We start from the raw sequence: 25,444 nt of genomic DNA, 5'->3' as shown, positions 1-25,444 counted from the left end.
GCGCTGGCGGTTAGCGTGTTTCCTTCAGTTGATCGAGGATGGCTGGGTTCTCAAGCGTGGACGTGTCCTGCGTGATGTCCTCACCCTTGGCCAGCGAGCGCAACAAGCGGCGCATGATCTTGCCCGAGCGCGTCTTGGGCAAGTTGTCGCCAAAGCGGATGTCCTTTGGCTTGGCGATCGGCCCGATCTCCTTGCCAACCCAGTTGCGCAGCTCGTTGGCGATCTGCTTGGCTTCCTCGCCATCGGGACGCGAGCGCTTGAGCACCACGAAGGCGCAGATGGCTTCGCCCGTCATGTCGTCTGGACGGCCCACCACAGCGGCTTCGGCCACGATCGGGTTCGCCACCAGCGCCGACTCGATCTCCATCGTGCCCATGCGGTGGCCCGAGACGTTCAGCACGTCATCGATGCGGCCCATGATGGTGAAGTAGCCGGTGTCCTTGTCGCGGATGGAGCCATCGCCCGCCAGATACAGCTTGCCCCCCAGCTCTTCCGGGAAGTAGCTCTTCTTGAAGCGCTCCGGGTCGCCCCAGATGTTGCGGATCATCGACGGCCACGGACGCTTGACGACGAGGATGCCGCCCTGCCCGTTCGGCACGTCGTGCCCGGTTTCATCGACAATGGCAGCCATGATGCCCGGCAGCGGCAGCGTGCACGAGCCCGGCACCAGCGGCGTGGCCCCCGGCAGCGGCGTCATCATGTGGCCGCCGGTCTCGGTCTGCCAGAACGTATCGACGATCGGGCAACGGCCGCCGCCAATGTTCGTGTGGTACCACATCCAGGCTTCCGGGTTGATCGGCTCGCCCACGGTACCGAGCAGGCGCAGGCTGGAGAGATCGTACTGCTTTGGGTGGACCTTTTCGTCAGCTTCGGCGGCCTTGATCAGCGAGCGGATCGCCGTCGGCGCGGTGTAGAACGTGTTGACCTTGTGACGCTGGATCATGTCCCAGAAGCGGCCGGCGTTCGGATACGTGGGCACACCTTCAAACACGACTTGCGTGGCGCCGGCCGCGAGCGGGCCGTACGCAATGTAGCTGTGGCCCGTCACCCAGCCGATGTCGGCCGTGCACCAGAAGATGTCGTCGGGCTTGAGGTCGAACGTCCACTGCATGGTGAGCAACGTCCACAGCAGGTAGCCGCCCGTGCTGTGCTGCACGCCCTTCGGCTTGCCGGTCGAACCCGAGGTGTAGAGGATGAACAGCGGATGTTCCGCGCCAACCGGCGTCACTTCGCAGGTGTCGGGCTGGCCCGCTTCGACCTCGTCCATCGCGCGGTCGCGACCTTCCACCCAGTTCACGTTGCCGTTGGTGCGGCGGTAGACGATGACATGCTTGACGGCGTCGGTGCCTTCCATGGCCAGCGCTTCATCGGCGATGGCCTTGAGCGGCAGCGCCTTGCCGCCGCGCATCTGCTCGTCGGCCGTGATGAGCGCCACGGCGCCCACGTCGACGATGCGTTCCTGCAGCGACTTGGCCGAGAACCCGCCAAACACGACGGAGTGGGTGGCACCAATGCGCGCGCACGCCTGCATGGCGACGATGCCCTCGATCGACATCGGCATGTAGATCACGACGCGGTCGCCCTTCTTGATGCCCAGGGCCTTCAGGCCATTGGCGAAGCGGCAGACGCGTGCGTGAAGTTCGCGGTAAGTGACGCGCGATACCTTGCCGTCGTCGGTCTCGAAAATGATGGCGACCTTGTCGGCGTTGCCGTTCTCCAGGTTGCGTTCGAGGCAGTTGTACGAGGCGTTGAGTTCGCCGTCTTCAAACCACTTGTAGAACGGTGCGTTGGACTCATCCAGCACCTTGCTGAAAGGCTTGTGCCACAGCAGATGCTCGTGTGCGAGGCGCGCCCAGAAGCCTTCGTAATCGTGCTCGGCTTCGGCACACAGCGCACGGTACGCATCCATGCCGGCGATGTTTGCCTGTTTGACAAAGGATTCGGGCGGGTCGAACACGCGCGTTTCCTGCAGGACAGATTCAATGCCAGCCATGGTGTCTCCTGATAGCGATGTCTGTAGTCGTTTTGCGGCGAATCTAAGGGGCTGACCTGACTCCAGCCTTACGCATTTCTGCGCGGCAAACCGACGTGAAGGGCATTACTATAATGCGTCACTTCATGTTACGGCACGCATCGCAACGCAACATAGCCGGCCAGAGAGCCGCGTCCCGTGCCGGTTTCCACTGATTCCTCATCGTGCCCATCCACGCCCTTTTTCTGATTGCTGCCATGGCATTGGTCGGCAGCAACGTCGGTTTCGGCAAATCGATCGTCGCCGTCATGCCGGTGATGTTGTTTGCATTGCTGCGCTTTTTGATTGCCATCGTCTGCATGGCGCCGTGGTACAAGCCATCGCGCATGCGCCGTGTGACGCGCGGCGAGTGGACCAACCTGTTCCTCCAGGCATTCTTTGGTACGTTCGGCTTCACGCTGCTGATGCTCAACGGCGTGCGGCTGACCTCGGCGCTGGCCGCGGGCATCATCACGAGCACGATCCCGGCCACCGTGGCGCTGCTGTCGTGGCTCGTGCTGCGCGAGAAGCCGTCGGGGCGCACGCTGGTGTCGGTGGCGCTGGCGGTGGCGGGCGTCGCCATTCTCAACGCCTATCGCGGGGGCGAATCTTCGGGCGCGGCGACTGCCGATGCCGCGCAAGCGCTGCTGGGCAATGCGCTGGTGATGGGCGCGGTGTTATGCGAGTCGATCTACGTCATTCTGTCGCGGCGACTGACACAAACGTTGCCCGCCATCGAGATCTGCGCGTACACGCACCTGATCGGCGGCCTGCTGATGCTGCCCCTGGGGTTGGTGCCCCTGCTCACCTTCGATCTGTCAGGCGTGCCGTTGCCCATCTGGGGCCTTGTGCTCTGGTATGCGCTGTCGGCCAGCATCTTCTCGTTCTGGCTGTGGATGAAGGGCATCCGGCATGTGCCAGCACACCTTGCGGGCGTATTCACCTCGGTGCTGCCGATTGCGGCAGCCACCTACGGGATCGTCGCCCTGGGCGAGACGCCGGGCTGGCCGCACGGCATTGCGCTGGCTTGCGTGGTGGCCGGCATCCTCGTTGCGAGCTGGCCGGCACGGCCACGCTATCCAGCGCGCCGCGCGCGTGTGGCAGACCCGCTGGACCCGCTCGATCCGTCACTGGACCGCGACTAGCGCAGTGGGCGGCAGCCGTCTTCCAATCAGCGGTTCGGCAAACTTGGGACGCTACAATCACGCGTTTTTCACCCGGCCCCGTTTCCCATGAAGTCGCCCATCGCTCCGCTGCGCCCGATTCCGCGCCTGATCTTCTTTTCCCGCTGGCTGCAACTGCCGCTTTACCTGGGGCTGATCATCGCCCAGGCAGCGTATGTGTATCTGTTCATTGTCGAGGTCTGGCATCTGGTTGCGCACCTGGGCGACTTGGACGAAACCAAGATCATGCTGGCCGTGCTGGGCCTGATCGACGTGGTGATGATCTCCAACCTGCTGATCATGGTGATCATCGGCGGGTACGACATCTTCGTGTCCAAGCTCGGCATCGAGGGCCATGAAGATGAGCCCGAATGGCTGGATCACGTCAACGCGGGCGTGCTGAAGGTGAAGCTGTCGATGGCGTTGATCAGCATCTCGTCGATCCACCTGCTCAAGACGTTCATCGACGCGGCCCAGAAAGACACGCACACGATCCTGTGGCAGGTGGTCATCCACGTGGCGTTCCTGGTTTCCGCGCTGGTGATGGCGTGGGTAGACCGCATCGTTTCGCATGCGCATCCGCACGGCGGGGCTGCCGACGCACATTGACGCCGTGCCCCTGTCGGCGCGGCGAGCCCGACGAAACCGGTCGGACAATCCGTGGCCGACATTGGGTGTATGATCGCAGGCTATTCTGAACCGGCAGCGCCCGCTGCCGGTGCGTAGTGCAGATCAATGCCCTGCCGCATCCCGGTTTCTCATTCCTACACGTTGGTCCCCACCATGACCGTCATTCGTCAAGAAGACCTCATCCAGAGCGTCGCCGACGCCCTGCAGTACATCAGCTACTACCACCCGATGGACTACATCACTGCTCTGGGCCGTGCCTATGAGCAGGAGCAGAGCCCGGCGGCCAAGGATGCCATCGCGCAGATCCTGACCAACAGCCGCATGTGCGCTGAAGGCAAGCGTCCGATCTGCCAGGACACCGGCATCGTCACCGTGTTCCTGAAGGTCGGCATGAACGTGCGCTGGGACGGCGCCACGATGAGCCTCGAAGACATGGTCAACGAAGGCGTGCGCCGCGCGTACAACGACGTCGACAACAAGCTGCGCGCAAGCGTGCTGGCCGACCCGGCCGGCAAGCGCACCAACACGAAGGACAACACCCCGGCCGTGATCAACATGTCGATCGTGCCGGGCGACACGGTGGATGTGATCGTCGCAGCCAAGGGCGGCGGCTCCGAAGCCAAGTCGAAGTTCGTGATGCTGAATCCTTCGGACTCGATCGTCGACTGGGTGCTCAAGACCGTGCCGACCATGGGCGCCGGCTGGTGCCCGCCGGGCATGCTGGGCATCGGCATTGGCGGCACGGCTGAAAAGGCCATGCTGCTGGCCAAGGAAGCCCTGATGGAGCCGATCGACATTCAAGACCTGATCGCCCGCGGCCCGAGCAACCGCGCTGAAGAACTGCGCATCGAGCTGTACGAAAAGGTCAACGCGCTGGGCATTGGCGCGCAAGGCCTGGGCGGCCTGGCCACCGTGCTCGACGTGAAGATCCTGGACTACCCGACCCACGCGGCCAACCTGCCGGTCGCCATGATCCCGAATTGCGCCGCCACGCGTCACGCGCACTTCACGCTGGACGGCAGCGGCGTTGCCAAGCTGGAAGCGCCGGACCTGTCGCAATGGCCGAAGGTCGAATGGGCGCCGAACACCGAAACGTCCAAGCGCGTGGATCTGAACACCCTCACGCCGGAAGAAGTTGCCTCGTGGAAGCCGGGCCAGACGCTGCTGCTCAACGGCAAGATGCTGACCGGCCGCGATGCCGCCCACAAGCGCATCGCCGACATGCTGGCCAAGGGCGAAAAGCTGCCGATCGACTTCACCAACCGCGTGATCTACTACGTCGGCCCGGTCGACCCGGTGCGCGATGAAGTTGTCGGCCCGGCAGGCCCGACCACGGCTACACGCATGGACAAGTTCACCGAGACGATGCTCGCCCAGACGGGCCTGATTGCCATGGTGGGCAAGGCCGAGCGCGGCCCCGTCGCCATCGAGTCCATCAAGAAGCACAAGTCGGCTTACTTGATGGCCGTGGGCGGCGCGGCGTACCTGGTATCGAAGGCCATCCGCGGCTCCAAGGTGCTGGCGTTTGAAGACCTGGGCATGGAAGCCATCTACGAATTCGACGTGAAGGACATGCCCGTCACCGTCGCCGTCGATAGCTCGGGCACGTCGGTCCACAAGACCGGCCCGGCGGAATGGCAAGCGAAGATCGGCAAGATTCCCGTTGCAGCAGGCTGATCCGTTCACGCGATATGACGACACGCGCGCAGGCACCGGTCGGAGTTTTTGACTCCGGCCTCGGAGGGCTCTCCGTCCTGCGCGCGATTCGCGCCGAATTGCCGGCCGAATCGCTTCTCTACCTGGCGGATTCCCGCCATGCCCCGTACGGGGAAAAATCTCCTGAATACATTGCCGAGCGCACGCTGCGTGTGTGCGAATGGCTGGTCGACCAAGGCTGCAAGGCGCTGGTGATCGCGTGCAACACAGCCACGGCGCAGGCTGTGCACGTGCTGCGCGAAAAGCTCGCGGTACCGGTGATTGGCGTCGAGCCCGGCTTGAAGCCAGCGGTTGCCACGTCGAAGAGCCGTGTGGTTGGCGTGCTCGCGACCGAAAGCACGCTGCACAGCGAGAAATTTGCACGCCTGCTGGCGGCTGCCTCTGGCGATTGCAAAGTGCTGAGCCAACCCGGCTACGGCCTCGTCCCCCTGATCGAGCGCGGCGATACCCATTCGCCTGCGGTGCTGGAGCTGCTGCAGGCGTATCTGCAGCCGATGCTCGATGCGGGCGCTGACACGCTGGTGCTCGGCTGCACGCACTACCCGTTTCTGGAAGACGCCATCCGCGAGATTGCGGGCGACCGGCTGACATTGATCGACACCGGTCACGCAGTCGCGCGCCATCTGGGCCGCACGCTGGCGGCAGCGGGATTGCAGGCATCGGGCCAAGCCGCATCGCCACGCTTCATGAGCACCGGCGACGTGCTTCCGCTGCAAGCCATGGTGGCGGCATTGCTGGGTGAGGCGCCGATGGCACAGCGCGTCGACATTGGTGACGCGCCCCTGAGCCCGGCCGTAACCTCGCTCGCTTACCAGCCCGAATAACGCCGTCTAAATATGACAACGCCGCCCTGAAAGGCGGCGCGCTGTCATCTTGGCTCAACGTCAACCGACGTTCGGCTGCGGCTGCATTGCAGGTTCAGCGGCTTCCGCCACCGCATCCTCTTCTGCCGGCTCATACTTCGCCACCACGGCCGTGGCCAGGCTGTTGCCAATCACGTTGGTGGCCGTGCGGCCCATGTCGAAAAATTGGTCGATGCCGATAATCAGCAGCAGACCCGCTTCCGGCAGGTGGAACATCGGCAGCGTGGCCGCCACCACCACCAGCGAGGCGCGCGCCACGCCGGCCATCCCCTTGCTCGTGAGCATCAGCACCAGCAGCAGCGTGACCTGCTGGGTGAAGCTCATCTCGATGTTGTAGGCCTGCGCGATGAACAACACCGCGAACGCCTGGTACATCATCGAGCCATCCAGGTTGAACGAATACCCCAGCGGCAGCACGAAGCTCGAAATGCGCTTGGGCACACCAAAGCGGTCCAGCGCCTCGATCGTCTTCGGATAAGCGGATTCGCTGCTCGCCGTGGCAAACGCCAGCAGCGTCGGCTCACGAATCAGCCCCAGCAGGCGGCCCAGCGACCGGCCCAGCAGCAGGTAGCCAACGAAGAACAGGATCGACCACAACAGCGCCAGACCCAGGTAGAACTCGCCGATCAGCTTGCCGTAGGTCCACAGCACGCCCACGCCTTCCACCGTGATGGCGGCGGCCATGGCGGCAAATACGCCCAGCGGCGCAAAGCGCATCACGTAGTCGGTAATGCGGAACATCAGCTTGGTCAACTCTTCCAGGCCACGGCCGATCACGCTGTCCATCGGGTTCTTCATCGTCGACAGCGCAGCGCCGAAGAACAGCGAGAACACCAGGATCTGCAGGATCTCGTTGGTGGCCATGGCCTCCACGATGCTGCGCGGGAACACGTGCGTAATGAAGGCCTTGAGCGTGAAATCACCCGTCTTCAGGCCCGACGTGGCCGACACATCCGGCAGCGCGAGGTTCATGTGCACGCCCGGCTGGAAGAAGTTGACCAGCAGCATGCCCAGCGCCAGCGACGTGGCCGACGCACATACAAACCAGATCATCGCGCGCAGTCCCACGCGGCCGACCGAGCGGCCGCCGCTCATGCTCGCCAGGCCCGTCACCAGCGTCGAGAACACCAACGGCGCGATGATCATCTTGATCATGCGCAGGAAGATGTCGGTGATGATGCTGAAGTACGAAGCGATGTCCTTGGCCGCCGCAGCGTCCTTGGCATATTCGTGGCAACCCCAGCCGACGGCAATGCCCAGCAGCATTGCCAGCCCGATATGGGAGGTCAGACGTTTGGTGTTCAAGACTTTCTCCAAGGAATACCGTGGCCGGAGGGACGGCGCGCGGCAGACGCGGATCTCATGGGGCCAAGGGCCGGCCCAAGTTCGTCACGCTTTGTAAAAAGCGACGATATTAGAGAAGCGCATGACGATCGTTATGTCGATGTTGCATGGCACCATGCAATTTCTGCATACATTGATATGACGCCGTCGACACCTTGCTGCGATGCCGCACGGGCAGTGGAATCAGCCGGTCAGAAGCGGATTATTGAGCCGCACGCAATGCCGTCGCGGCGTACTGACAAGCGACTTTTTGAGCATATGAAATGCGACGCCTGCGCCACGTAAGCCGCTGATACCATCATGGGCTTACGTCACCCACCGGAGTCCCGCGATGAAGATGGCGCCCTTCGCCTTTGGCACGACCGACTGGTCCGCTGTTGAACCTACCGAACACACCGGCGAGACCGGCATGGCGATCTGGCGCACCCGCTACTTTGGCGACGAGCCGGACCGCATCCGCGTGCGCATGGTCGAGTACACGCCCGGCTACCTGGCTGACCATTGGTGCAAGAAGGGCCACATCCTGTTCTGCCTGGATGGCGAACTGGAAACCACACTGGAAGATGGCCGCAAGTTCATCCTCACGCCCGGCATGAGCTATCAGGTGGGCGACGATGCGGAAGCCCATCAGTCGTACACCAGGAACGGCGCCCGGCTGTTCATCGTCGACTAATGGCGACACGCAGTGTCCGCGTCGCACGCGGCCCCGGTTGACCGGGGTCAAGCGATTTCAAGATCAAGGTCTTTAAGACTCACAGACCACAATATGTAGTGCTAGTCTGACTCCATACCACTAGATGGAGTACCTCATGACGAGCACACAGGTCACCAGGCAAGTCACCAAGCGCGACGGTTCATTGGCACCGTTTGATGCGCAAAAGATCTGCCAGGCCATCGCGGCTGCCGGCCAAGCCACCGGCGAATTCGACGCCGTCGAGGCGCAACGCCTGACCACGGGCGTGCTCGAACATCTCTCCCCGCTCCCCTGCCCCGGTATCGAAATCATCCAGAACTGTGTGGAAGAGGTGCTGGTAGACGCCGGCTATTGGCGCACCGCGCGTGCCTACATCGTCTACCGCGAGCAACACGCCCGGCTGCGTTCGCTCAAGCACACGCTGGTCGATGTCGAGAGCACGATGGACGAATACCTCGAGCAGCGCGATTGGCGTGTCAATGCCAATGCCAATCAGGGCTACAGCCTTGGAGGTCTGATCCTGAACGTGGCAGGCAAGGTCACCGCCAACTACTGGCTTTCGCATGTCTACAGCCCCGAAGCGGGCACAGCGCACCGCGAGGGCGACATCCACATCCACGATCTCGACATGCTGTCGGGCTACTGCGCAGGCTGGTCGTTGCGGCAGTTGCTGACAGAGGGATTCAACGGCGTGCCGGGCAAGGTGGAAGCGACGCCACCGCGGCATATGTCGGCAGCCATCGGACAGATCGTCAATTTTCTCGGCACGCTGCAAAACGAGTGGGCCGGCGCGCAGGCGTTCAGTTCATTCGATACGTACATGGCGCCGTTCATCCGCCGCGATGCGATGTCGTATGCGGCGGTGAAGCAGTCCATGCAAGAGCTGATCTACAACCTGAATGTGCCCAGCCGCTGGGGCACGCAAACGCCGTTCACCAACCTCACGTTCGACTGGACTTGCCCTGCCGACCTGCGCGAACAGGTTCCCTACATTGGCGGCGAAGAGATGCCCTTCACCTATGGCGATCTCCAGCCCGAGATGGACATGATCAACCGCGCGTACATCGAGGTCATGATGGCCGGCGATGCAAAGGACCGCGCGTTCACGTTTCCGATTCCGACCTACAACATCACGCCGGACTTCGATTGGGAGCACCCCAACACCACGTTGCTGTTCGAGATGACGGCACGCTACGGGCTGCCCTACTTCCAGAACTTCCTCAACTCCGATCTGGAGCCGCACATGGTGCGCTCGATGTGCTGCCGCCTGCAGCTCGACCTGCGCGAGCTGCTCAAGCGCGGCAACGGGCTGTTTGGCTCTGCCGAGCAGACTGGTTCCATTGGCGTGGTGACGGTGAACTGTGCGCGATTGGGTTATCTCTACGCGGGCGATGAGGCTGGGCTGCTGGCACGGCTCGATACGCTGCTTGCGCTTGGCCGCGACGTGCTGGAAGTCAAACGCAAGTTCGTCCAGCGGCTGATCGACCAGGGGCTGTATCCGTACACGCGGCGCTACCTGGGCACGCTGCGCAACCACTTCAGCACGCTCGGCGTGAATGGCATCAACGAGATGGTGCGCAACTTCACGCGCGACGCCGACGACCTCACCACGCCATTCGGCCATGCCATGGCGGTGCGCCTGCTCGACCACGTGCGTCAGCGCATGACGGAGTTCCAGGAGGCGACGGGGCACCTGTACAACCTCGAAGCCACGCCCGCAGAGGGCACGACCTACCGCTTCGCCCGCGAAGACCGCAAGCGCTGGCCAGACATCCTACAGGCTGGTACGACAGAACAGCCGTACTACACCAACTCCAGCCAGTTGCCCGTCGGCTACACCGATGATCCGTTCGAAGCACTGGCGCGCCAGGAAGCGCTGCAGAGCAAATACACGGGCGGCACGGTGCTGCACCTGTACATGAATGAAGCCATTTCCTCGCCGCAGGCGTGCAAGGAACTCGTGCGGCGCGCGCTGGCGAACTTCCGCCTGCCGTACATCACCATCACCCCGACGTTTTCGATCTGCCCGAAGCACGGCTACCTGTCCGGCCATCACGCGTTCTGTCCGAAATGCGACGCAGAACTGCTGGCCCAGCAGCCTAACGGCAAGTGCGGTTGCACAACGGCGGGCACACCTGGTTCTTCCACCCACCTCCATCACGAAGGAGCCTCCGTATGAGCACCATTGCACACACCGCCAACCTCACCGTTGCACTCGACGACAGCCAGCGCACGCGCTGCGAAGTCTGGACCCGCGTGATGGGCTATCACCGGCCCGTCAGCTCGTTCAACATCGGCAAGCAAGGGGAATTCCGTGAACGCCGCTTCTTTGTTGAAGACCGCGCCCGCTGAGCCACCGCACTGCCCGCCGCCGGCCATCGGCGGCCTGGCACCGTTCTCCAGCGTCGACTGGCCCGGGCAGCTTGCGGCAGTGGTGTTCGTGGCGGGCTGCCCGTGGCGCTGTCATTACTGTCACAACCCGCACCTGCAAACGCGGGCCCGCACGCTGGACTGGGACGACGTCTTTGCGTTTCTTCAGCGTCGCACGGGCCTGCTCGACGCGGTTGTCTTCTCCGGCGGTGAACCGCTGAGCGAACCGCAATTACCGCAACTGATGCGCGACGTGCGCGCCCTAGGCTACAAGATTGGCCTGCACACCGGCGGCATTTATCCGGCGCGCCTGGCCGACGTACTGCCGCTGGTGGACTGGGTGGGGCTCGACATCAAGACCAGCGCACCGCGCTACGATGCACTCACGGGCCGCCGCGGCAGCGCCGCGCCGGTCGATGCGTCCCTGGACCTTCTGCTGCAGAACGGCGGCGCATTCGAGTGCCGCACCACGTGGCACCCCGACTGGTTGCCCGAACCGCAGCTTCTTGCGCTGGCGCAAAACCTTAGCCAGCGCGGCGTGAAACACTACGCACTACAAGCCTACCGAAGTGCCCCCGGAACCCCGGCCATCACGCTGCCCAGCGAGGGCGCCCAGCGCGCATTGGCCGCCTGTTTTTCTTCTTTCTGTTGCCGGTGACACTATGCAAGACCCCCTCAATGTGGGCGATCTGCTCAAGCACAGCCCGCTGTTCCTGGACTTCGACGACGATGACATGGCTGTGCTCACGCGAGACAGCCACGCAGTGCGTGTGTTGCGGCACGACTTCGCGTTTCACCGTGGCGATCGGGCCGATGGTTTCTATGTCGTGGTGGTCGGCGCGATCAAGCTCGTGTTGCCGGGGGCGCACGGCCAATGCAAGGTCATCGAGTTCTTCGGGCCCGGCGAGTGCTTTGGCGAGCCATTCATGTTCCTGAACCGCCCTTACGCGGCAGATGCACAGGCCATGGAAGACAGCCTGCTGGTCTGGATCGACAAGCGCGCCATCGACGATGCACTGCACGTGCATCCGCGCCTTGCGCGGCAGATGCTCGCGGGGCTGTCCGCGCGCTTGCACACGTTGATGTGCGACATCGAAACCGTGAACCTGCAAAGCGCCAATGAACGGCTGATCGGGTATCTGCTCTCGCTGCCGCGCAAATTTGACCGCACGCGGTTTCCATGCAGCAAGAGTCTGGTCGCGTCCAAGCTGGGGCTGGCGCCGGCCACGCTTTCCCGCACGCTGCGTCAATTGATTCGCGACGGGCTGATCCGGGTGGAAGGCCGCGAGGTTGTCATCCCGAACACCACGGCGTTGCAGCGCCAGCTCATCGCGGGATAAAAGCAGGCAGTCGGCGCAAATCAATCGCCTGCGGTGTCCAAGCGATGCTGGAGCGTGTTGACGGCGTCGTCCACCAGCGCGGCGGTGGCGCTCAATTCATCGTCACTGCAATCGGCGTGATAGCGCTTCTTGGCGCCGCACTGGTTGAGCACGAGGTGAATGTCGGGCGCCACGCCCGCCGTTGCCAGGCAGGCCTTGACGCACGCCAGCGCGCAACCGTCGAGCGCGAGAATGGGCCGCCCGCTGCGTGCTGTCTTGACGAGCGCGCGCACCCCGCCGCCGACACCGCTGATGCAGGACATCTCTGCCCTGCCTGCCCGGTCCAGATCGACGGCCAGGCGGTTTGCCGCTTGCGCCACACTCGAACAACCCGAGCATGCATAGACGAGCGGCAATGCACGTGATGACATGGCGCCCCTCGCTATCGCGATTGCCAGCGTGCAAGCCACGCCGGGCGTGCAGCCGCATCGAGCCAGTTCTTGACGATCAGCCCAAGCTCGGTGTCGCCCGCAATCTTGAGGCGGCGCTGGAAGAACAGCGTGTCTGCGTCGGCGGTGCCACGAATGAGCGCAACGAAATCGCCCACGCCGGCACGCAACTCCAATTCGGGTTCGGGGCTTGAAGCTGAGAGCGTGTGGAACGCTCCCCCACGGCAGCAAAAGCAGGCGCGCAGGCCGAGGTCTTCCACGGTGATGGCAAAGCGCCGCCCTTCCAATTCGGGAGGCGGCGTGAGCCAAGACAGCCGCCGGGCCAGATCAAGGCCCAGCACAAACGGCAACGATGTCAGCGGCACCGGTAGGCTGCGCGCCATGCGGACGAATACTTCGGGTGGGCGCAAGCGTGTCATTGCGGCGCCTCCAACCATTCAATGCCGGACTGCCCGTGCCAGTAACCATTGCAGCGCCCAATGCCCTCCGGAGGCTGCACCTGCGGCGCAGGCAGGCCTAGGCGCAGCGCATCCAGCGCCGCCACGGCCTCCAGCGTGCCCTGCGATTGTGGGCTGACACGCAGCACCTTCACGCCCAGCGCGGACAGCGCGGGCGCCTGATCGAGAATGTCGAGGCATTGCCCCGATTGTGTCTGGATACCGTTGATGGCGAGAAACTCCTGCCCTTCGCGCGTGCGCACCGCCAGGCCATCGGGATGCTCGATACAGCGGAAACCGCAGTCGTCCTTGTTGAGGCGAAAGTGCCGCGCCGTAAAGCAGCGTGCCGAAAATGCCAGCGGCAAGCGTCCCCACACCATCGCCTCGATCGCCAACTCGGCAGGCTTCTCATGCATCAGATCGGCCAGTGTGGCCTGGCTCATCTCCAACGGCATGACCGCACGCACGGCACCAAGCCCGGCCAGCCATGCCAGCGTCGCGCCGTGATACGCGTTGCAATGCGGCCCGGCAACGAATGGCCGGCCGTTCAGCAACCGCACAGCGCCAAGCTCGCCGGCTTCGACCATCCAGTCGTCCTGCTGACATTGCTTGCGCAACGCCTGAGCCTCGGCGCTGGTTTCGATGAGCGTGCGCGTCGATAGCACCACCGACTTGCCGGCCTCGCGCAGCATGGCCGCGATATCGAGCCAGTCGTCCGCCCGCAATTCATGGCGGCGGCTGCACACCGTCTCGCCCACGTAGACGATGTCGACCGGGCTGGCGGCGACTTCTGCGTAGAAGTCGAACGTCTGTAGCCGCGGCCAGTAGTACAGCAGCGGGCCAAGCGAAATTTCGTAAGACATGATGTGCCTTCTATTTCCAGGGCCGATCAAACGCGCCTTGCGTGACATGCGCGCCTTCTGCGTGACGCACGAGCGCTGCCTGCCAGTCGGGCTTGACGGAAAAGCGTGCCGGGTCCGCCTGCGCAGCATCCAATGCGGCACGCAATGTGGCCACCACCTGCGCAACGTACGCCGGACTGCGCTGGCGCCCCTCGATCTTGATCGCCGACACACCCATGGCGAGCAGCCTGGGCAACAGGCTGAGCGCATTGAGGCTCGTGGGCTCTTCCAGCACGTGGTCGATCTCGCCGTCGACGAGGAAGCGCCCCTTGCACAGCGTCGGATACCCGGCCGGCTCACCCGGTGCGTATTGGTCGATCATGATGTTGTTCAGGCGGGCATCCAGGCTGCCATCGCGTTCCACCCAGCGCACCGCATGCGCGGGTGAACACACGCCCTTGTTGTTGGGCGAATCGCCCGTGGCATACGACGACAACAGGCAACGCCCCTCGGCCATCACGCACAAGCTGCCAAAGCCGAACACCTCGATCTGCACCGACGTCTGCTGAATCACACGTTCGACTTCGGTCAAGGTCAGCACGCGCGGGAGCACGGCGCGGTGAATGCCGAACTGCTCGCGCATCAGCTCGATGGCGCCGGCATGCGTGGCAGAACCCTGCACGGATAGATGCAGCCGAAGGTTCGGATAGCGGTCGCGCGCATAGGCCATCAAGCCGGGGTCGGCCAGGATGACGGCATCAGCGCCCAGCATGTAGGCAGCATCGATTGCCATGCGCCACTCGATGGCGCGGCCGGGCTGCGGAAATGTGTTGATGGCAAACAGCACCTGTCGCCCTTTCCGATGCGCAAATTCAACGCCAGTGCGGATGTCGCTCTCGGTAAAGTTCAGGCCGGCGAAGTTGCGCGCGTTGGTGGCGTTCTTCAAGCCGAGGTAGACGGTATCGGCCCCGGCCTCCACGGCCGCCTTGAGTGCGGCCAGGCTGCCTGCGGGCGCCACCAGTTCAATGGGGGAAGCGTTCTGTGTCATGGCGGCCAGTCTGCGACTTGTCCGCCAATGTGGTTTTGCGTTCCGTCAACCGGGCGCAAACGCTCGCGAGACACTGCGAAACGTCAGCAGCGCCCGGCACAGCATCGCACCCAGCCACACGTGCGACAGCGCGAACAGCACGCCGGCGATCACCGCCATGCGTTCAGGCTGCAACGGCACCAGCAACAACGCCAGCAATACGAGCAGTAGCAGACGAGCATGCCAATGCTGTTGCCGCTCGCCGATCAACGTTTGCATGGCCGGCAGCCGCACATGCCGCGGCACCCGCCTGCGCAGGTGCATCCAGATCATGAACGGGATGATCTTCCCGAGCATCGCATTGACAGGCAGCACGCCTCCGCCCACGAGGGCCAGCACGCCCATCTCCCACGCGATGGGCCAGTCTGCCGGCAGCCAGGACGCGGTCAACCCCAGCACGGCAACCACCAGCCAGGCGACGGCAGCAACCAGCCACAGCCGCCAGCCCGGATCGTGCCGACGACGCGCGCTACGCACAGCATGCACGCCCACCATCGCCAGCGCTGCCAGGGCGAGCCACCCCCACGATTGCCAAAGCACCGCGCCGCGCCCGACGCCCCACAGAGTGCCAACGATCAGAGGCGCCCACAGCCACCACGGCATCAGCCGATGCCAAGGTTCCGGCAAGCGCCGCGTCTGCCAGAACATCGGCAACACCGTTGACGCCACGCCCGCGACCAACGTTGCCAGCCAGCCCCCGAGGCCCCAACCGACGTGCAGGTTCAACAGCACGGGCGATGGCGCGAACCGTCCGCTAGCCAATGCCGTGGCAAGCGTCGCACCGCTCGCCAGCGTTGCCAACAGGGCCCAGCCGATGCGGCGCAGTGTTCGCACCGTGGCGTGCGTAGCGCGCGTCTGCACCACCTGCATGCCAGCCAGGATGATCAACGCGGCGGGCACCGCCAGCAGCGGCGCCCCCAACCATGCAGCCAGCACGAACGCGCGATGTCCAGCGCCCAGGAAACCCGTTGCCAGTGCAGATGCCGTTGCTACGCACGACAAGGCCACCCACGGCGACACCCATCTCGCGCCACGCACAGGCACGCCGGCCACCACGGGAAGCAATTGAAACAGCGCACCGAGCATCGCCGGCAAGAGCATTCCCACGGCCAAGGCATGAACCAGCGCGAGCGACAGCGAAGCAAATCGGTCAGGCAAACCCCCTGACGGCCCCAGCGCCAGCAGGAGACCGGCCGCCGCGCCGACCCACGGCACTGGCAGCAGGCAGCCGAACACCACGCCGGCGGGTGGCATGCGTTCGTAGAACAGCGTGGGGGCGGTCGGCATCGGAGCGGCTGAAGATCTATCCAGCCGACCACGTTAGCGGAGATGCGCCTGCATGCGCTTGATGTGCATTAAGCGTCAGCGCGGTGTGAATCCGATGGAACGCCGCTCGCGCAGTTCCGGCTTGATCGAATGCTCCTGCCGCAGTTGTGCGAGGAAGGACTCAGGGTCAAGCGTCTCGCCCAACAGCAAAGACTGCTGCTTGACCACCGCAAAGTCGCCCGGCGTGAGCATGTCGAGCGACGCCAACATCTCGCGCCACACAGGCTTGAGCGCCTCAGGCTTGCCGCCCAGCGCCTCAGCAATGAACATCTGCTCGCGCTGCGCACGCACCAGTGGCTTGAAGCGGATCTTGAACGCAAACCGCCGCAGCGCCGCCTCGTCAATCCGATCAAACAAGTTGGTCGTACAGACAAAGATGCCGTCAAAGCGCTCCATGCCCTGCAGCATCTCGTTGACTTCTGACACTTCGTAATTGCGCACCGCGCCCTGGCGGCTCTGCATGAAACTGTCCGCCTCGTCGAGCAGAAGCAGTGCGCGCTCCTCTTCGGCTCGCGAAAACATCGCCGCGATCTGCTGCTCGGTTTCGCCAACGTACTTGCTCATCAAGTCCGACGCACGGCGAATCATCAACGGCATATCGAGCTGCGCCGCGATGTGTTCGGCCAGCACCGTCTTGCCCGTGCCCGGCGGCCCATAGAAGCACAGGGTGCCGCGTCGCCGCGCGCGCAGCGCTTCGATGATGCGCTCGACAGAAAACCGTGTCTCCAGGTTCAGATAGTCCAGCTTGTATTCGGTCACGACGCGATGCGCCTGCACGTCCGGCCGCAAGCCCATCGCCTGATCGGCGTGGTCAAGCTGACGCTCGATCAGTGATTCGGCGGGCTCTTCCATTGCCGGCTGCGTCAGGCGTGCAAAGCGTGCGGCGGAATCGATCTGCGCAGGCGTAAGCGTCTTGCGCGCCGCCAGCTTGGCCATGAACGCGTCCGACACCTCCAGCCCCTCCAGGTGCTTGCGGATGATGCTCTCGCGTACTGTCGGCGGTGGCACCTTCAGCTCAAGGTGGAACTGGAAGCGGCGCAGGTACGCAGGGTCGATCTGGCGGATGGAATTCGACACCCAGATCACCGGCACGGGGTTCTGCTCCAGCGTCTGGTTCACCCACGCCTTGCCGTTGACGGAGCCACGCGGCTCTTCGTGGCCGAAGAGGCTCATCAGCTCACGCGTCGGGCCGGGGAATACGTCTTCCACCTCGTCGAACAGCAGTACAGCGCCGGGCCGCCCGCGCAGGAACGCCTGCGACACCTGCAGCGAGCGGTAGCGGTCTTTGCCCGTGAGGCTGTTGCCGTCCTTGTCGAGGCAATCCACTTCGTACAGTTCGCAACCGGCATCGCGCGCCAGCACGCGGGCCAGTTCCGTCTTGCCGGTACCAGGCGCACCGTATAGCAGGATGTTGACGCCCGAGGCGCGCTGCAGCGACGCGTTCTCCAAGAGCGCGGTCAGGTAGCGCGCATCGGTTTCCACATGCGGGTAATCGGACTGCGACAGCGTAGTCGGCGGCGCAGGCCGCGTGAAGACGGCCATCATGTCCGCCTCGCTGGCGTAGTCACCCAGCAGCACGTGCAGCAGGCGGTCGGAGATGCGCATCAGATCGCCCAGGTCGGTAACGCTGTTCTCGGGCAGGGGCGGCTCAATCAGACCCAGCGTCTCCAGCCGCGAACCGGGCCGCAAAGACGCAGCAACTTCGGACGTGCTCGCCCCCGCTAGGCTGGCGAGCAGCTGGAACGCTTCCTGGCTATGCGCGACCTTGCAGTCGACCATCACGGCGCGCAGGTCGCGCTTGTATTTCACCAGAGAGGCAAACAACAGCAGAGCGCGCTCGTGTGGCGGCAGACCGAGCACGCGGGCCAGCATGTCTATGTTGCCGACGAGCAGGACACGTTCACTGGAGAGCCGCTCGCCCAGCGCATCGCACGACGCGCCGAACACGGTGAACATGTCCTTGGCGTGATGCTTGACGTACTCGTCCAGGTAATAGAAGAGCGAGCCTTCATCGAAGGCGCTGCTCCACTGGCCGTGGCGGTCCATGAAGGTGGGCAGGTCGAGCTTACCGACCGCGCGCCAGCCCGGCATGTCGGCGCAGCGTGCAGACAGAAAGCGCTGCAGCCGCTGGATGACCGTGACGGGCCAGATCAGCTCCGGCGCGCAAACGGTGAGAATGTCGTTGATATTGGTGCGCAGGTTGAAGCGCAGTCCCATCGCACAGACCGTGCGCAGCGCAAATTGCGCGCACATGGAATCCAGCGACGACAACAGCAGCGCCTGCGGCTGCCTGCCGCCCGTGGGGACGAACGTGCCATCGTCGTCAGCGTCGTCCATGTTGAGGTTGGCTTCATCCATGGTCGCCCCCTTCTTCCCCGTTTCACGGTTGGCCGGCCGGTCACCGTGTTTGAATGATTTTCATCCTAGCGCGTTTGCGCACACAGCGTACCCCGGGTGGACCCGTGTCTTTGCAAGTTGCGAGCCCGAGGCGTCTTGAATGGCCCACCGCCTGCACAGGCAGTTTCTCGCCATCAGCCGTCTGGACGTGAGCCTCACCCCACGAAAGAGAGGGAATTTGTGCGCAAATAGGAATCATTATCGTTTATACTTTGCCTATCGACACAATAGATTGAACGCAAAACTGTGCTCGGTTGTCGCAACACTGTTGCACTTGCAGGCCTACAATACCTGTCACGCTGGCGGCGACCCCGCTGGCTTCAACGCTAGGCGCCATGGAATTGCTCCTGAGTCTGCTCATCAGCATTGGGGTTTCATTGATCGTTTTCGGCAAGCGCTGACGCTGCGCCGCTTTCGCTGTTCATCCCACCACCATCGCATTGCATTCCTTTTTCTGCTTTCGATTCCCGGTCGTTGATGATTCACCCTCGTACTCTCAAGATTCTGGTGGTCGTGCTGTTGCTGCACGCAGGCGTGCTGATGCTGATCCAGCTCGGCCTGATCGCCCCGCGCCCGCCTGTCGAAGAACCGCTGGAAATCCAGGCGCACATCATTCCGGCCGCGCCTGAGCCGATCAAGCAGCCGGAGCCGCCCAAGCAGCAGCCGGTCAAGCAAGAGGCGCCCAAGCCCGTCAACATCGTCAAGCCGGTCGCGCAACCCAAGCCCACGCCGATGCCGACACCCACGCTGCCGCCGTCGGACAACGCCCCCGTGGTGCCCGCCGCTCCGCCCACGCCGCCGGCACCGGCCCCAGAATCCGCGCCCGCACCGGCACCGGTTTCGTCCGGCCCGATCAGCGTCGGTATCAACGACATCCAATGCAGCGATCCGCCGCTCGTCTATCCCAGCATGTCGCAGAAGATGGGCGAAGAAGGCCGCGCCATGGTCAAGATTTCCATTGGCACGGCGGGGGAAGTCACCAACGTGACGGTCACCTCGTCCTCCGGCTCGCCGCGCCTGGACCGCGCCGCCACCGATGCCGCGCGTGCCATCAAGTGCAGCCCTTACAAGCAGAACGGCCACGCCGTGCCCGTGGTGGCCAGCAAGCCGTTCGTCTTCAAGCTCGATAACTAATTCGATTCCGCTTCTCGCTTAGCCTCTCGCTCAATTCAGGACATTCATCATGCAGGAACTCGGTCTTTCCCACCTCTGGACACAAGGCGATATCGTCACCCGCGCCACGGCGATTCTGCTGCTCATCATGTCGCTCGCCTCGTGGATCGTCATCTTTACCAAGGCGTGGGACATCGTGCGTCTGAAGTCGATGGCGCAAGGCGCTGAAAAGCGTTTCTGGCACTCGGATGATTTCGATCACGCCATGCAGACGCTGGGCTCAGCCAAGGACAACCCGTTCCACATGTTGGCGCAAACCGGCCGCGAGGCCGCACAGCACCATCGCGCCAGCCAGCCGCAGCTGCACGATGTGATGGACATCTCCGACTGGATCACGCGCTCGCTCAAGAGCGCCATCGACGAGTCGGTGGGCCAGATGCAATCGGGCTTGGCCGTGCTGGCATCGGTCGGCTCCACTGCACCGTTCGTCGGCCTGTTCGGCACGGTGTGGGGCATTTATCACGCCCTGCTCGGCATCGGTGCCGTGGGCGTGCCGACCATCGACAAGGTGGCCGGCCCGGTGGGTGAATCGCTCATCATGACGGCCTTCGGTCTGGCCGTCGCCATTCCGGCGGTGCTCGGCTACAACGCGCTCACGCGCGGCAACAAAGCCATCATCGCCAAGCTCAACCGCTTTGCGCACGACCTGCATGCCTACTTCGTGACCGGCGCGCGCCTGCGCCCGGGCGCTTCGCGCGATGAAGCCGGCGTGCGTCTGGCGGCGGTCAAGCAGCAGTAAGGAGAGGCCATGTCTTTCGGATCTTTCGACAGCGACGACGAGGTGATGAGCGAGATCAACATGACGCCGCTGGTCGACGTCATGCTGGTGCTGCTGATCATCTTCATCATCACCATTCCGGTGATCAACCACGCGGTGAAGATCGACCTGCCGCGCGCATCCAACAAACCCGACGACGCCAAGCCACAAAGCGTGAACGTCGAAATCAACGCAGACGGCCAAGTGTTCTGGAACAACCAGCCCGTTGACGAGGCGACGCTGCAAGCGGACATCGCGCAGGCTGCGCAGCAGCAACCACAGCCGGAAATGCACCTGCGCGCTGACCGCAACGTGCGCTACGAGCGCGTGGCGCAGGTGATGGCCTCCATCCAGCGCGGCGGCCTTTCGCGCATTGGCTTCGTGACGGAGCCGCAGCACTAAGGCGCCACGCATCACGGTGGCCAACGGACCCGCCTTCACACGAGGGTTCGTCGCTTCCGAACCTAGACGCAACCGGGCCACGCGCCCGGTTTTTTGTTTTTCGGGCACAGATCAGCACATCGCCAGACCGCTCTTGTAATGATAACGCTTCTCATTTAATCTATCTGGAATCCGCTGGAAATACTTTGCCAGCCAACGCTTCAGCCTCGTTTCTCGCTCGCTAGGACATCGCTATGAATGTTGCCGAACATCAAGATGCAGGACGTACCGTGACCCGCCGTCGTCACGTCATCGTGGCCCGCAAGCGCCCCGCTGATCTGGATGCCGCGCCCGAAACATCCGCCGCATCAACAGCATCCGAAGCCGTTCGGGATATTCCCGCCACCATCGGCGACACGCGGGTGATGACTTCCGAACAACTCTTTGCCGGTCAGAACGCCGTGGCCATCCGCCACAACGGCGCGATCTACACGCTGCGCGTGACGCGCTTCGGCAAGCTGATTCTGACCAAGTAACACCGCAACACGCACCGGCTTTTGTGGGGACGTCTCTCTCAGGAGACATTCGGCCCTAGCCAGCCGTCGTCATTTCGCATTGCCGTTTCGCATGGCCAGACGACCGCCAGCCACGCCGTTCTTTTCCTGCATCGCGCGCCCAAAGAAAAAGGCGCGACCATTGCCGCGCCCTTCCCTTTGCTGATTCGTCTAGCGTGATTGCGTATCAGCAGATCACGTTCACAGCCGCAATGCCCGCCTTGGCGATCACCACATCTTCCGTGGACTTCACGCCCGACACACCCACCGCACCGGCACACACGCCCTCCACCATCACCGGCACACCGCCTTCGAGCATGCCCTGCAGATGTGGCGCCGACAGGAACGAAATGCGACCGTTGTTGATGATGTCTTCGTAGATCTTCGACTCGCGACGGCCCAGTGCTGCAGTACGCGCCTTTTCCGGAGCGATGTACGCCGAGATGGTGGCGCAGCCGTCCATGCGGCGCAGGCCCATCAGATGGCCGCCATCGTCCACCACGGCGATCGTCACGTTCCATTGGTGCGCGCGCGCTTCTTTCTCGGCAGCGTCCAGGATCTTGGTGACATCGTCCTGGCACAGGCACGGTTTCGTTTTCATGACGTTCTCCTTGGTGGTTTGTAATGCAAAGGCGCAAAGGCTGCGTAAAGCTCGTATCAGGCAAAAGTATGCCATCGGCATCGATCGCTTTCGCAGCATGATCCTGCACCAATGACGCAAAAGAGCCGATACATTCCTGCGCTTCAGTATCGTTGAGTATCGTTCCGCCTGCGCCGTATGCGAGCGTTTCCCGGGTCTCTTGCGAACCAACGTTAACACGCGGCTTGCGTCAGAAAGATGCACAAAGAAAAAGCCCGGGTATCGCCCGGGCTTGATGTTGCGATGCGGCAGCAACCCTGCCGCTCTCAGTTTATGGCTGACGGCCGCTGCAGGCGCCATCGGTGTACGGATCGACGCGCCCCATCTTCGCCCCATCGGTATAGGGGTCGGTGCGGCCCATTTTTGCGCCATCGGTGTAGGGATCAGCACGGCTGACCTTTGCCCCATCGGTATAAGGATCGGCGCTGCTCACCTTGTGGGTGGCCTGATACGGATCGATCGAGCCGGCGTGCGCGACCGCCGCGCCTAGCGCCAGGGCCAAGCCGCTTGCGGCTGCAACCAAGGTGCGCGTTGCAAAACGTTGCGTGGTGACTTGCATGAGGACTCCTTCGGTCAAGACACTGCAAACATGACGTGCGCCGCTGTGACACACGCGTCCGCGTCTTTCACGCGGACGTCATTTCGACCCAGTAAGCGAGCTGCCAGTTCTGCACGGCGCCGCCTTTTCACGGGGCTGGAAACGCGCTTACCCGTCATTCGGATCGACGCAGATACCGTGCCATGGTGGCACGTGCCGCCCAAGAAAAAAGCTCCCGAAGGAGCCTTTCTCTTGGCGAGTGCGCCGCTTAACGCCAGTGGCCCCAGTGACGGCCGTCGTACCAGCGATAACGCGGGCCCCAACGGTACCAGCCAGCGCCCACCACAACAGGTGCCGGGCCGTAAACCGGCGGACCGTAATACACAGGCGCCGGGGCGTAATACGCCGGAGGCGGCGGTGGCGCGTAGTAGACCGGAGGCGGCGGCGGATAATAGACCGGCGCAGGGGCCACATATACAGGCGCCACCGGCACGCCAAACCCGATGCCGACGCTCACGTGCGCCGACGCCATCTGCGGCATGGCCAGCACTGCCAGCGCGGCCGCACCTGCAATCCACAGCACATTGCGTCGAATCATCTTCATCACCTGCAGCTAGAGCGCCGAGCGAGTCCGTAGCCGGCGCGGAATACGGTATCTGTATTGTATTCAGGGCCGCTGACACAGGTGATACGGCGCTGGCGAATTAGTAACAGAACGTAACGCCACATCGCACATACGGCTCGCCCCGTCAGTCCAGCGCGGGACTGCAGTCGAACTCGCCGGAGGCGATCATCGCTTCGGCATACGCTCGCGCAGCCTCGAGCGCGCTGGCGGCGCTCGGATACGTATTCGCCGATTCGCGCACGGTTGTACGGGCTAAGAGGGTCTCACCGTTGCTGACGCGCAGGATGCTTACTTCGGCGCGCCACGCTTGCGGCGAGAGTTCATAGGCAGATACCTCGATTTTGCAGTCGTCTCGGAAAGTCATGTGTCCTCCGGTTCGTATTGGATAGGCCCAGCTCCGTGTCAATGCACGAAGAGCCAGATCACCAGCAACACAAGCGCGGGAACACCCAAGAGCCACGCAACGAGATAGGGCATGACAACCTCCCACATGTTGATAGGCATGTAGGAAGTGTAGAGATGGGCGCACGGGCGGAGTATCGACCTCCGCCCGCGCCGTTTTGTAGGACTGTACCGAAATGACTGTCGGCCCACGCCGACGCTTCTCACCCGTACAGAGGAGGCTCAGTGTGCAGTGCCGTCCTTGGCGGCTACGTCACTTGGGCCCAGAATTCGGCTCGCACCGGCGTCTTCCGCCGCCTCTGCGGCGGCCACTTCCAAGCCGACCGATGCTTTGAAGAAATTCACGGCCGCCTCGGCGCCAGGAGGCGCGGCGTCCACAAAATTTTCCGCGACGAAGCCCCATTGGCGGCGCACTTCGTCACCGTGTTGCTGCAAAGCGCGGGCGATTCCGTTTTGCGTCTCGACGCCGATCTCAACAAAGTTGCGCGTATAGCCGGAAACGCGTTCGCCGGCCGGTTGAAGGTAGCGCGCTTGTGCGTTCCACCATTCGCCGGCGTCCTGCGCGCCAGCGGCGTCGTGCAGGCAGTGTTCCGTCTCGCCGAGACCGGTCTTGATGGCCTGCAGATTGAGCCCGATCAAGCGATTGACGCCGTTCACGGCCTCTTCCGTGACGGCCATCCAGGTTTCGAGCTGCGATCGTTGCAGAACGCCGAGTTGCTCCAGAGTCATCATGTCGGTTACTCCCTCGTGAGATCGGAAAATACGTCCAGCATGTGCCGGGCGTTTCAGTGTAGCTGCGCGCGCCACCGATTTCCTTGACCTCACGCGTTTGTCCTACAGGTGTTTCGGACGCCTTCGCCTGCGGTGCCAGCCATGTGCGCGTTAGAGTCGAACGCATCCTTCACCAAACCACGGAGTCACGATGAAACGTCTCGCCGCTGCCCTGATCGCCACCGCTTCCATTGCCGCCACACCGCAGGCTTTCGCGCAAGTCGCTGGCCACGCTGCGCTGGGGGTAACCGTTACCGAACTCGATGCCGTCATCAAGGGCGTGAGCGTGAAGAAGCAGGTGCTCGGCAAGCCGGTCTACAACGAGGCCAAGGAGAAGGTCGGCAATGTGCAGGACTTGATCGTGACGCCGGAGAACGCCGTTTCGTTCGCCATCGTCGGTGCAGGCGGCTTCGTGGGCGTGGGCCGTCATGACGTTGCCATTCCTGTGAATCAGTTCCAGTACGACCAGGGCAGGATCGTGCTGCCTGGCGCGACCAAAGACGCAATCAAGGCGCTGCCGGAATTCCAATACGCGCGTCAGCAGAAGCCTGCCAAGGCCTGATGACTCGCGGGAACTTTGCCCTCAGAAGCTGCGCTGAAGGTGTGGGAATCGGCTGACAAGCGTTTCAGGCAGCCTGCCCTGCACATAGCGGCGTGCATGCTCTTGAATGAAGGTACACAGACGACAAAAGGAGTTTGTTATGCGTGCCTTCGTATCCTTGATTCTGGCGGCCGCATTGGCATCCGTCAGCGGGTGCGCGGACATGACGCCAAAGCAGCGCAATACTGCGCTAGGCGCAGCCGCAGGTGGTGTCGCCGGGGCGGCCATCTGGGGCGGTCCGGGCGCCACGCTGGGTGGTGCGGCACTGGGTGGCGTGGTCGGTAACGCCGTCACCAAGTAACCCCCGCCAGAGCGCGCAGCGATGCGCGCGCTGCAAGCTCGGGCCAGGCATGT

General features: G+C 63.3%; 28 protein-coding genes. 15 read left to right on the top strand and 13 right to left on the bottom strand.

Translation table 11 applies throughout. The features are described 5' to 3' along the window. Positions 1–10 precede the first annotated feature (10 nt). The gene (gene acs, locus BG83_RS0103325; protein ID WP_024975387.1) at positions 11–1,993 is read right to left on the bottom strand and encodes an acetate--CoA ligase; all 1,983 of its coding nucleotides are present in this window, start codon (positions 1,991–1,993) and stop codon (positions 11–13) included. Between the two features lie 203 nt (positions 1,994–2,196). Here acs and BG83_RS0103320 point away from each other — a divergent pair, with 203 nt between their 5' ends. The 4 genes from BG83_RS0103320 to murI all read left to right on the top strand — a co-directional run bounded on the left by BG83_RS0103320 (position 2,197) and on the right by murI (position 6,344). Beyond that, positions 2,197–3,156, top strand: coding sequence for a DMT family transporter (locus tag BG83_RS0103320; RefSeq protein ID WP_080693643.1), 960 nt, complete (start codon positions 2,197–2,199; stop codon positions 3,154–3,156). Positions 3,157–3,243: 87 nt separating this feature from the next. Next, positions 3,244–3,783, top strand: coding sequence for a TIGR00645 family protein (locus tag BG83_RS0103315; protein WP_024975385.1), 540 nt, complete (start codon positions 3,244–3,246; stop codon positions 3,781–3,783). Between the two features lie 174 nt (positions 3,784–3,957). Continuing rightward, positions 3,958–5,481 carry a fumarate hydratase gene (locus BG83_RS0103310; protein ID WP_004634356.1) on the top strand — a complete coding sequence of 508 codons (1,524 nt, stop codon included), beginning with the start codon at positions 3,958–3,960 and terminating at the stop codon, positions 5,479–5,481. Between the two features lie 14 nt (positions 5,482–5,495). Further along, a complete protein-coding gene (gene murI, locus BG83_RS0103305; protein WP_024975384.1) occupies positions 5,496–6,344 on the top strand; it encodes a glutamate racemase in 849 nt (282 codons plus the stop codon). Positions 6,345–6,404: 60 nt separating this feature from the next. Here murI and BG83_RS0103300 read toward each other — a convergent pair whose 3' ends face one another. Continuing rightward, positions 6,405–7,688, bottom strand: coding sequence for a dicarboxylate/amino acid:cation symporter (locus tag BG83_RS0103300; protein ID WP_024975383.1), 1,284 nt, complete (start codon positions 7,686–7,688; stop codon positions 6,405–6,407). 370 nt (positions 7,689–8,058) lie between these two features. Here BG83_RS0103300 and BG83_RS0103295 point away from each other — a divergent pair, with 370 nt between their 5' ends. The 5 genes from BG83_RS0103295 to BG83_RS0103275 all read left to right on the top strand — a co-directional run bounded on the left by BG83_RS0103295 (position 8,059) and on the right by BG83_RS0103275 (position 12,131). Next, the gene (locus BG83_RS0103295; RefSeq protein ID WP_024975382.1) at positions 8,059–8,400 is read left to right on the top strand and encodes a DHCW motif cupin fold protein; all 342 of its coding nucleotides are present in this window, start codon (positions 8,059–8,061) and stop codon (positions 8,398–8,400) included. 136 nt (positions 8,401–8,536) lie between these two features. Beyond that, a complete protein-coding gene (locus BG83_RS0103290) occupies positions 8,537–10,600 on the top strand; it encodes a ribonucleoside triphosphate reductase (RefSeq protein WP_024975381.1) in 2,064 nt (687 codons plus the stop codon). Continuing rightward, positions 10,597–10,773 (top strand): anaerobic ribonucleoside-triphosphate reductase, encoded by a 177-nt coding sequence (gene nrdD, locus BG83_RS29225; protein WP_024975380.1) that lies wholly within the window; start codon positions 10,597–10,599, stop codon positions 10,771–10,773. Before BG83_RS0103290 ends, nrdD begins: the two co-directional genes overlap by 4 nt. Beyond that, the gene (locus BG83_RS0103280) at positions 10,736–11,449 is read left to right on the top strand and encodes an anaerobic ribonucleoside-triphosphate reductase activating protein (protein WP_024975379.1); all 714 of its coding nucleotides are present in this window, start codon (positions 10,736–10,738) and stop codon (positions 11,447–11,449) included. Before nrdD ends, BG83_RS0103280 begins: the two co-directional genes overlap by 38 nt. Before the next feature lie 4 nt (positions 11,450–11,453). Continuing rightward, positions 11,454–12,131 carry a Crp/Fnr family transcriptional regulator gene (locus BG83_RS0103275; RefSeq protein ID WP_024975378.1) on the top strand — a complete coding sequence of 226 codons (678 nt, stop codon included), beginning with the start codon at positions 11,454–11,456 and terminating at the stop codon, positions 12,129–12,131. 20 nt (positions 12,132–12,151) lie between these two features. Here BG83_RS0103275 and BG83_RS0103270 read toward each other — a convergent pair whose 3' ends face one another. The 6 genes from BG83_RS0103270 to BG83_RS0103245 form a co-directional block, all read right to left on the bottom strand. Beyond that, positions 12,152–12,541 (bottom strand): putative zinc-binding protein, encoded by a 390-nt coding sequence (locus tag BG83_RS0103270; RefSeq protein WP_024975377.1) that lies wholly within the window; start codon positions 12,539–12,541, stop codon positions 12,152–12,154. Between the two features lie 11 nt (positions 12,542–12,552). Beyond that, complete coding sequence (gene ubiT, locus BG83_RS0103265; protein ID WP_024975376.1) at positions 12,553–12,978, bottom strand: ubiquinone anaerobic biosynthesis accessory factor UbiT; 426 nt, start codon at positions 12,976–12,978, stop codon at positions 12,553–12,555. Continuing rightward, positions 12,975–13,859, bottom strand: coding sequence for a U32 family peptidase (locus tag BG83_RS0103260; RefSeq protein ID WP_024975375.1), 885 nt, complete (start codon positions 13,857–13,859; stop codon positions 12,975–12,977). The genes ubiT and BG83_RS0103260 overlap by 4 nt, the downstream gene beginning before the upstream one ends. A gap of 10 nt (positions 13,860–13,869) precedes the next feature. Beyond that, positions 13,870–14,886: a ubiquinone anaerobic biosynthesis protein UbiU gene (ubiU, locus tag BG83_RS0103255; protein WP_024975374.1), complete on the bottom strand. Its 1,017-nt coding sequence runs from the start codon at positions 14,884–14,886 to the stop codon at positions 13,870–13,872. 45 nt (positions 14,887–14,931) lie between these two features. Beyond that, the gene (locus tag BG83_RS0103250) at positions 14,932–16,212 is read right to left on the bottom strand and encodes a hypothetical protein (protein ID WP_024975373.1); all 1,281 of its coding nucleotides are present in this window, start codon (positions 16,210–16,212) and stop codon (positions 14,932–14,934) included. A 75-nt stretch (positions 16,213–16,287) separates the two neighbouring features. Next, entirely contained in the window at positions 16,288–18,609 is a 2,322-nt protein-coding gene (locus BG83_RS0103245) for an AAA family ATPase (protein ID WP_024975372.1), read from the bottom strand. 516 nt (positions 18,610–19,125) lie between these two features. Here BG83_RS0103245 and BG83_RS0103240 point away from each other — a divergent pair. The 4 genes from BG83_RS0103240 to hemP all read left to right on the top strand — a co-directional run bounded on the left by BG83_RS0103240 (position 19,126) and on the right by hemP (position 21,495). Then, positions 19,126–19,782 (top strand): energy transducer TonB, encoded by a 657-nt coding sequence (locus BG83_RS0103240; protein WP_024975371.1) that lies wholly within the window; start codon positions 19,126–19,128, stop codon positions 19,780–19,782. Positions 19,783–19,831: 49 nt separating this feature from the next. After that, the gene (locus tag BG83_RS0103235) at positions 19,832–20,560 is read left to right on the top strand and encodes a MotA/TolQ/ExbB proton channel family protein (protein WP_024975370.1); all 729 of its coding nucleotides are present in this window, start codon (positions 19,832–19,834) and stop codon (positions 20,558–20,560) included. A 9-nt stretch (positions 20,561–20,569) separates the two neighbouring features. Next, positions 20,570–20,980, top strand: a complete 411-nt coding sequence (locus tag BG83_RS0103230; RefSeq protein ID WP_024975369.1) for an ExbD/TolR family protein — start codon at positions 20,570–20,572, stop codon at positions 20,978–20,980. Positions 20,981–21,213: 233 nt separating this feature from the next. Continuing rightward, positions 21,214–21,495 (top strand): hemin uptake protein HemP, encoded by a 282-nt coding sequence (hemP, locus tag BG83_RS0103225; RefSeq protein ID WP_024975368.1) that lies wholly within the window; start codon positions 21,214–21,216, stop codon positions 21,493–21,495. 205 nt (positions 21,496–21,700) lie between these two features. Here the strand turns inward: hemP and BG83_RS0103220 are convergent, their stop codons facing one another. The 5 genes from BG83_RS0103220 to BG83_RS0103195 all read right to left on the bottom strand — a co-directional run bounded on the left by BG83_RS0103220 (position 21,701) and on the right by BG83_RS0103195 (position 24,450). Beyond that, complete coding sequence (locus tag BG83_RS0103220) at positions 21,701–22,114, bottom strand: GlcG/HbpS family heme-binding protein (RefSeq protein ID WP_024972523.1); 414 nt, start codon at positions 22,112–22,114, stop codon at positions 21,701–21,703. A 310-nt stretch (positions 22,115–22,424) separates the two neighbouring features. Then, positions 22,425–22,712 carry a hypothetical protein gene (locus tag BG83_RS0103215; RefSeq protein ID WP_024975367.1) on the bottom strand — a complete coding sequence of 96 codons (288 nt, stop codon included), beginning with the start codon at positions 22,710–22,712 and terminating at the stop codon, positions 22,425–22,427. 247 nt (positions 22,713–22,959) lie between these two features. Beyond that, a complete protein-coding gene (locus BG83_RS0103210) occupies positions 22,960–23,295 on the bottom strand; it encodes a hypothetical protein (RefSeq protein ID WP_037031542.1) in 336 nt (111 codons plus the stop codon). 145 nt (positions 23,296–23,440) lie between these two features. Further along, a complete protein-coding gene (locus BG83_RS0103205) occupies positions 23,441–23,680 on the bottom strand; it encodes a hypothetical protein (protein ID WP_024975365.1) in 240 nt (79 codons plus the stop codon). Positions 23,681–23,940: 260 nt separating this feature from the next. Beyond that, positions 23,941–24,450: a phasin family protein gene (locus BG83_RS0103195; protein ID WP_024975364.1), complete on the bottom strand. Its 510-nt coding sequence runs from the start codon at positions 24,448–24,450 to the stop codon at positions 23,941–23,943. Positions 24,451–24,640: 190 nt separating this feature from the next. Between BG83_RS0103195 and BG83_RS0103190 the strand changes: the two genes are divergently transcribed. After that, positions 24,641–25,051: a PRC-barrel domain-containing protein gene (locus BG83_RS0103190; protein WP_024975363.1), complete on the top strand. Its 411-nt coding sequence runs from the start codon at positions 24,641–24,643 to the stop codon at positions 25,049–25,051. 139 nt (positions 25,052–25,190) lie between these two features. Then, the gene (locus BG83_RS0103185; protein WP_004634401.1) at positions 25,191–25,391 is read left to right on the top strand and encodes a glycine zipper 2TM domain-containing protein; all 201 of its coding nucleotides are present in this window, start codon (positions 25,191–25,193) and stop codon (positions 25,389–25,391) included. Positions 25,392–25,444: the final 53 nt, after the last annotated feature.

The sequence above is a fragment of the Ralstonia pickettii genome, from assembly GCF_000607165.1.
GTDB classification, from domain to species: Bacteria; Pseudomonadota; Gammaproteobacteria; order Burkholderiales; family Burkholderiaceae; genus Ralstonia; species Ralstonia holmesii.
The sequence above is the reverse complement of the archived record's forward strand: the minus strand, read 5'-3'. Positions and strand labels throughout refer to the sequence as shown.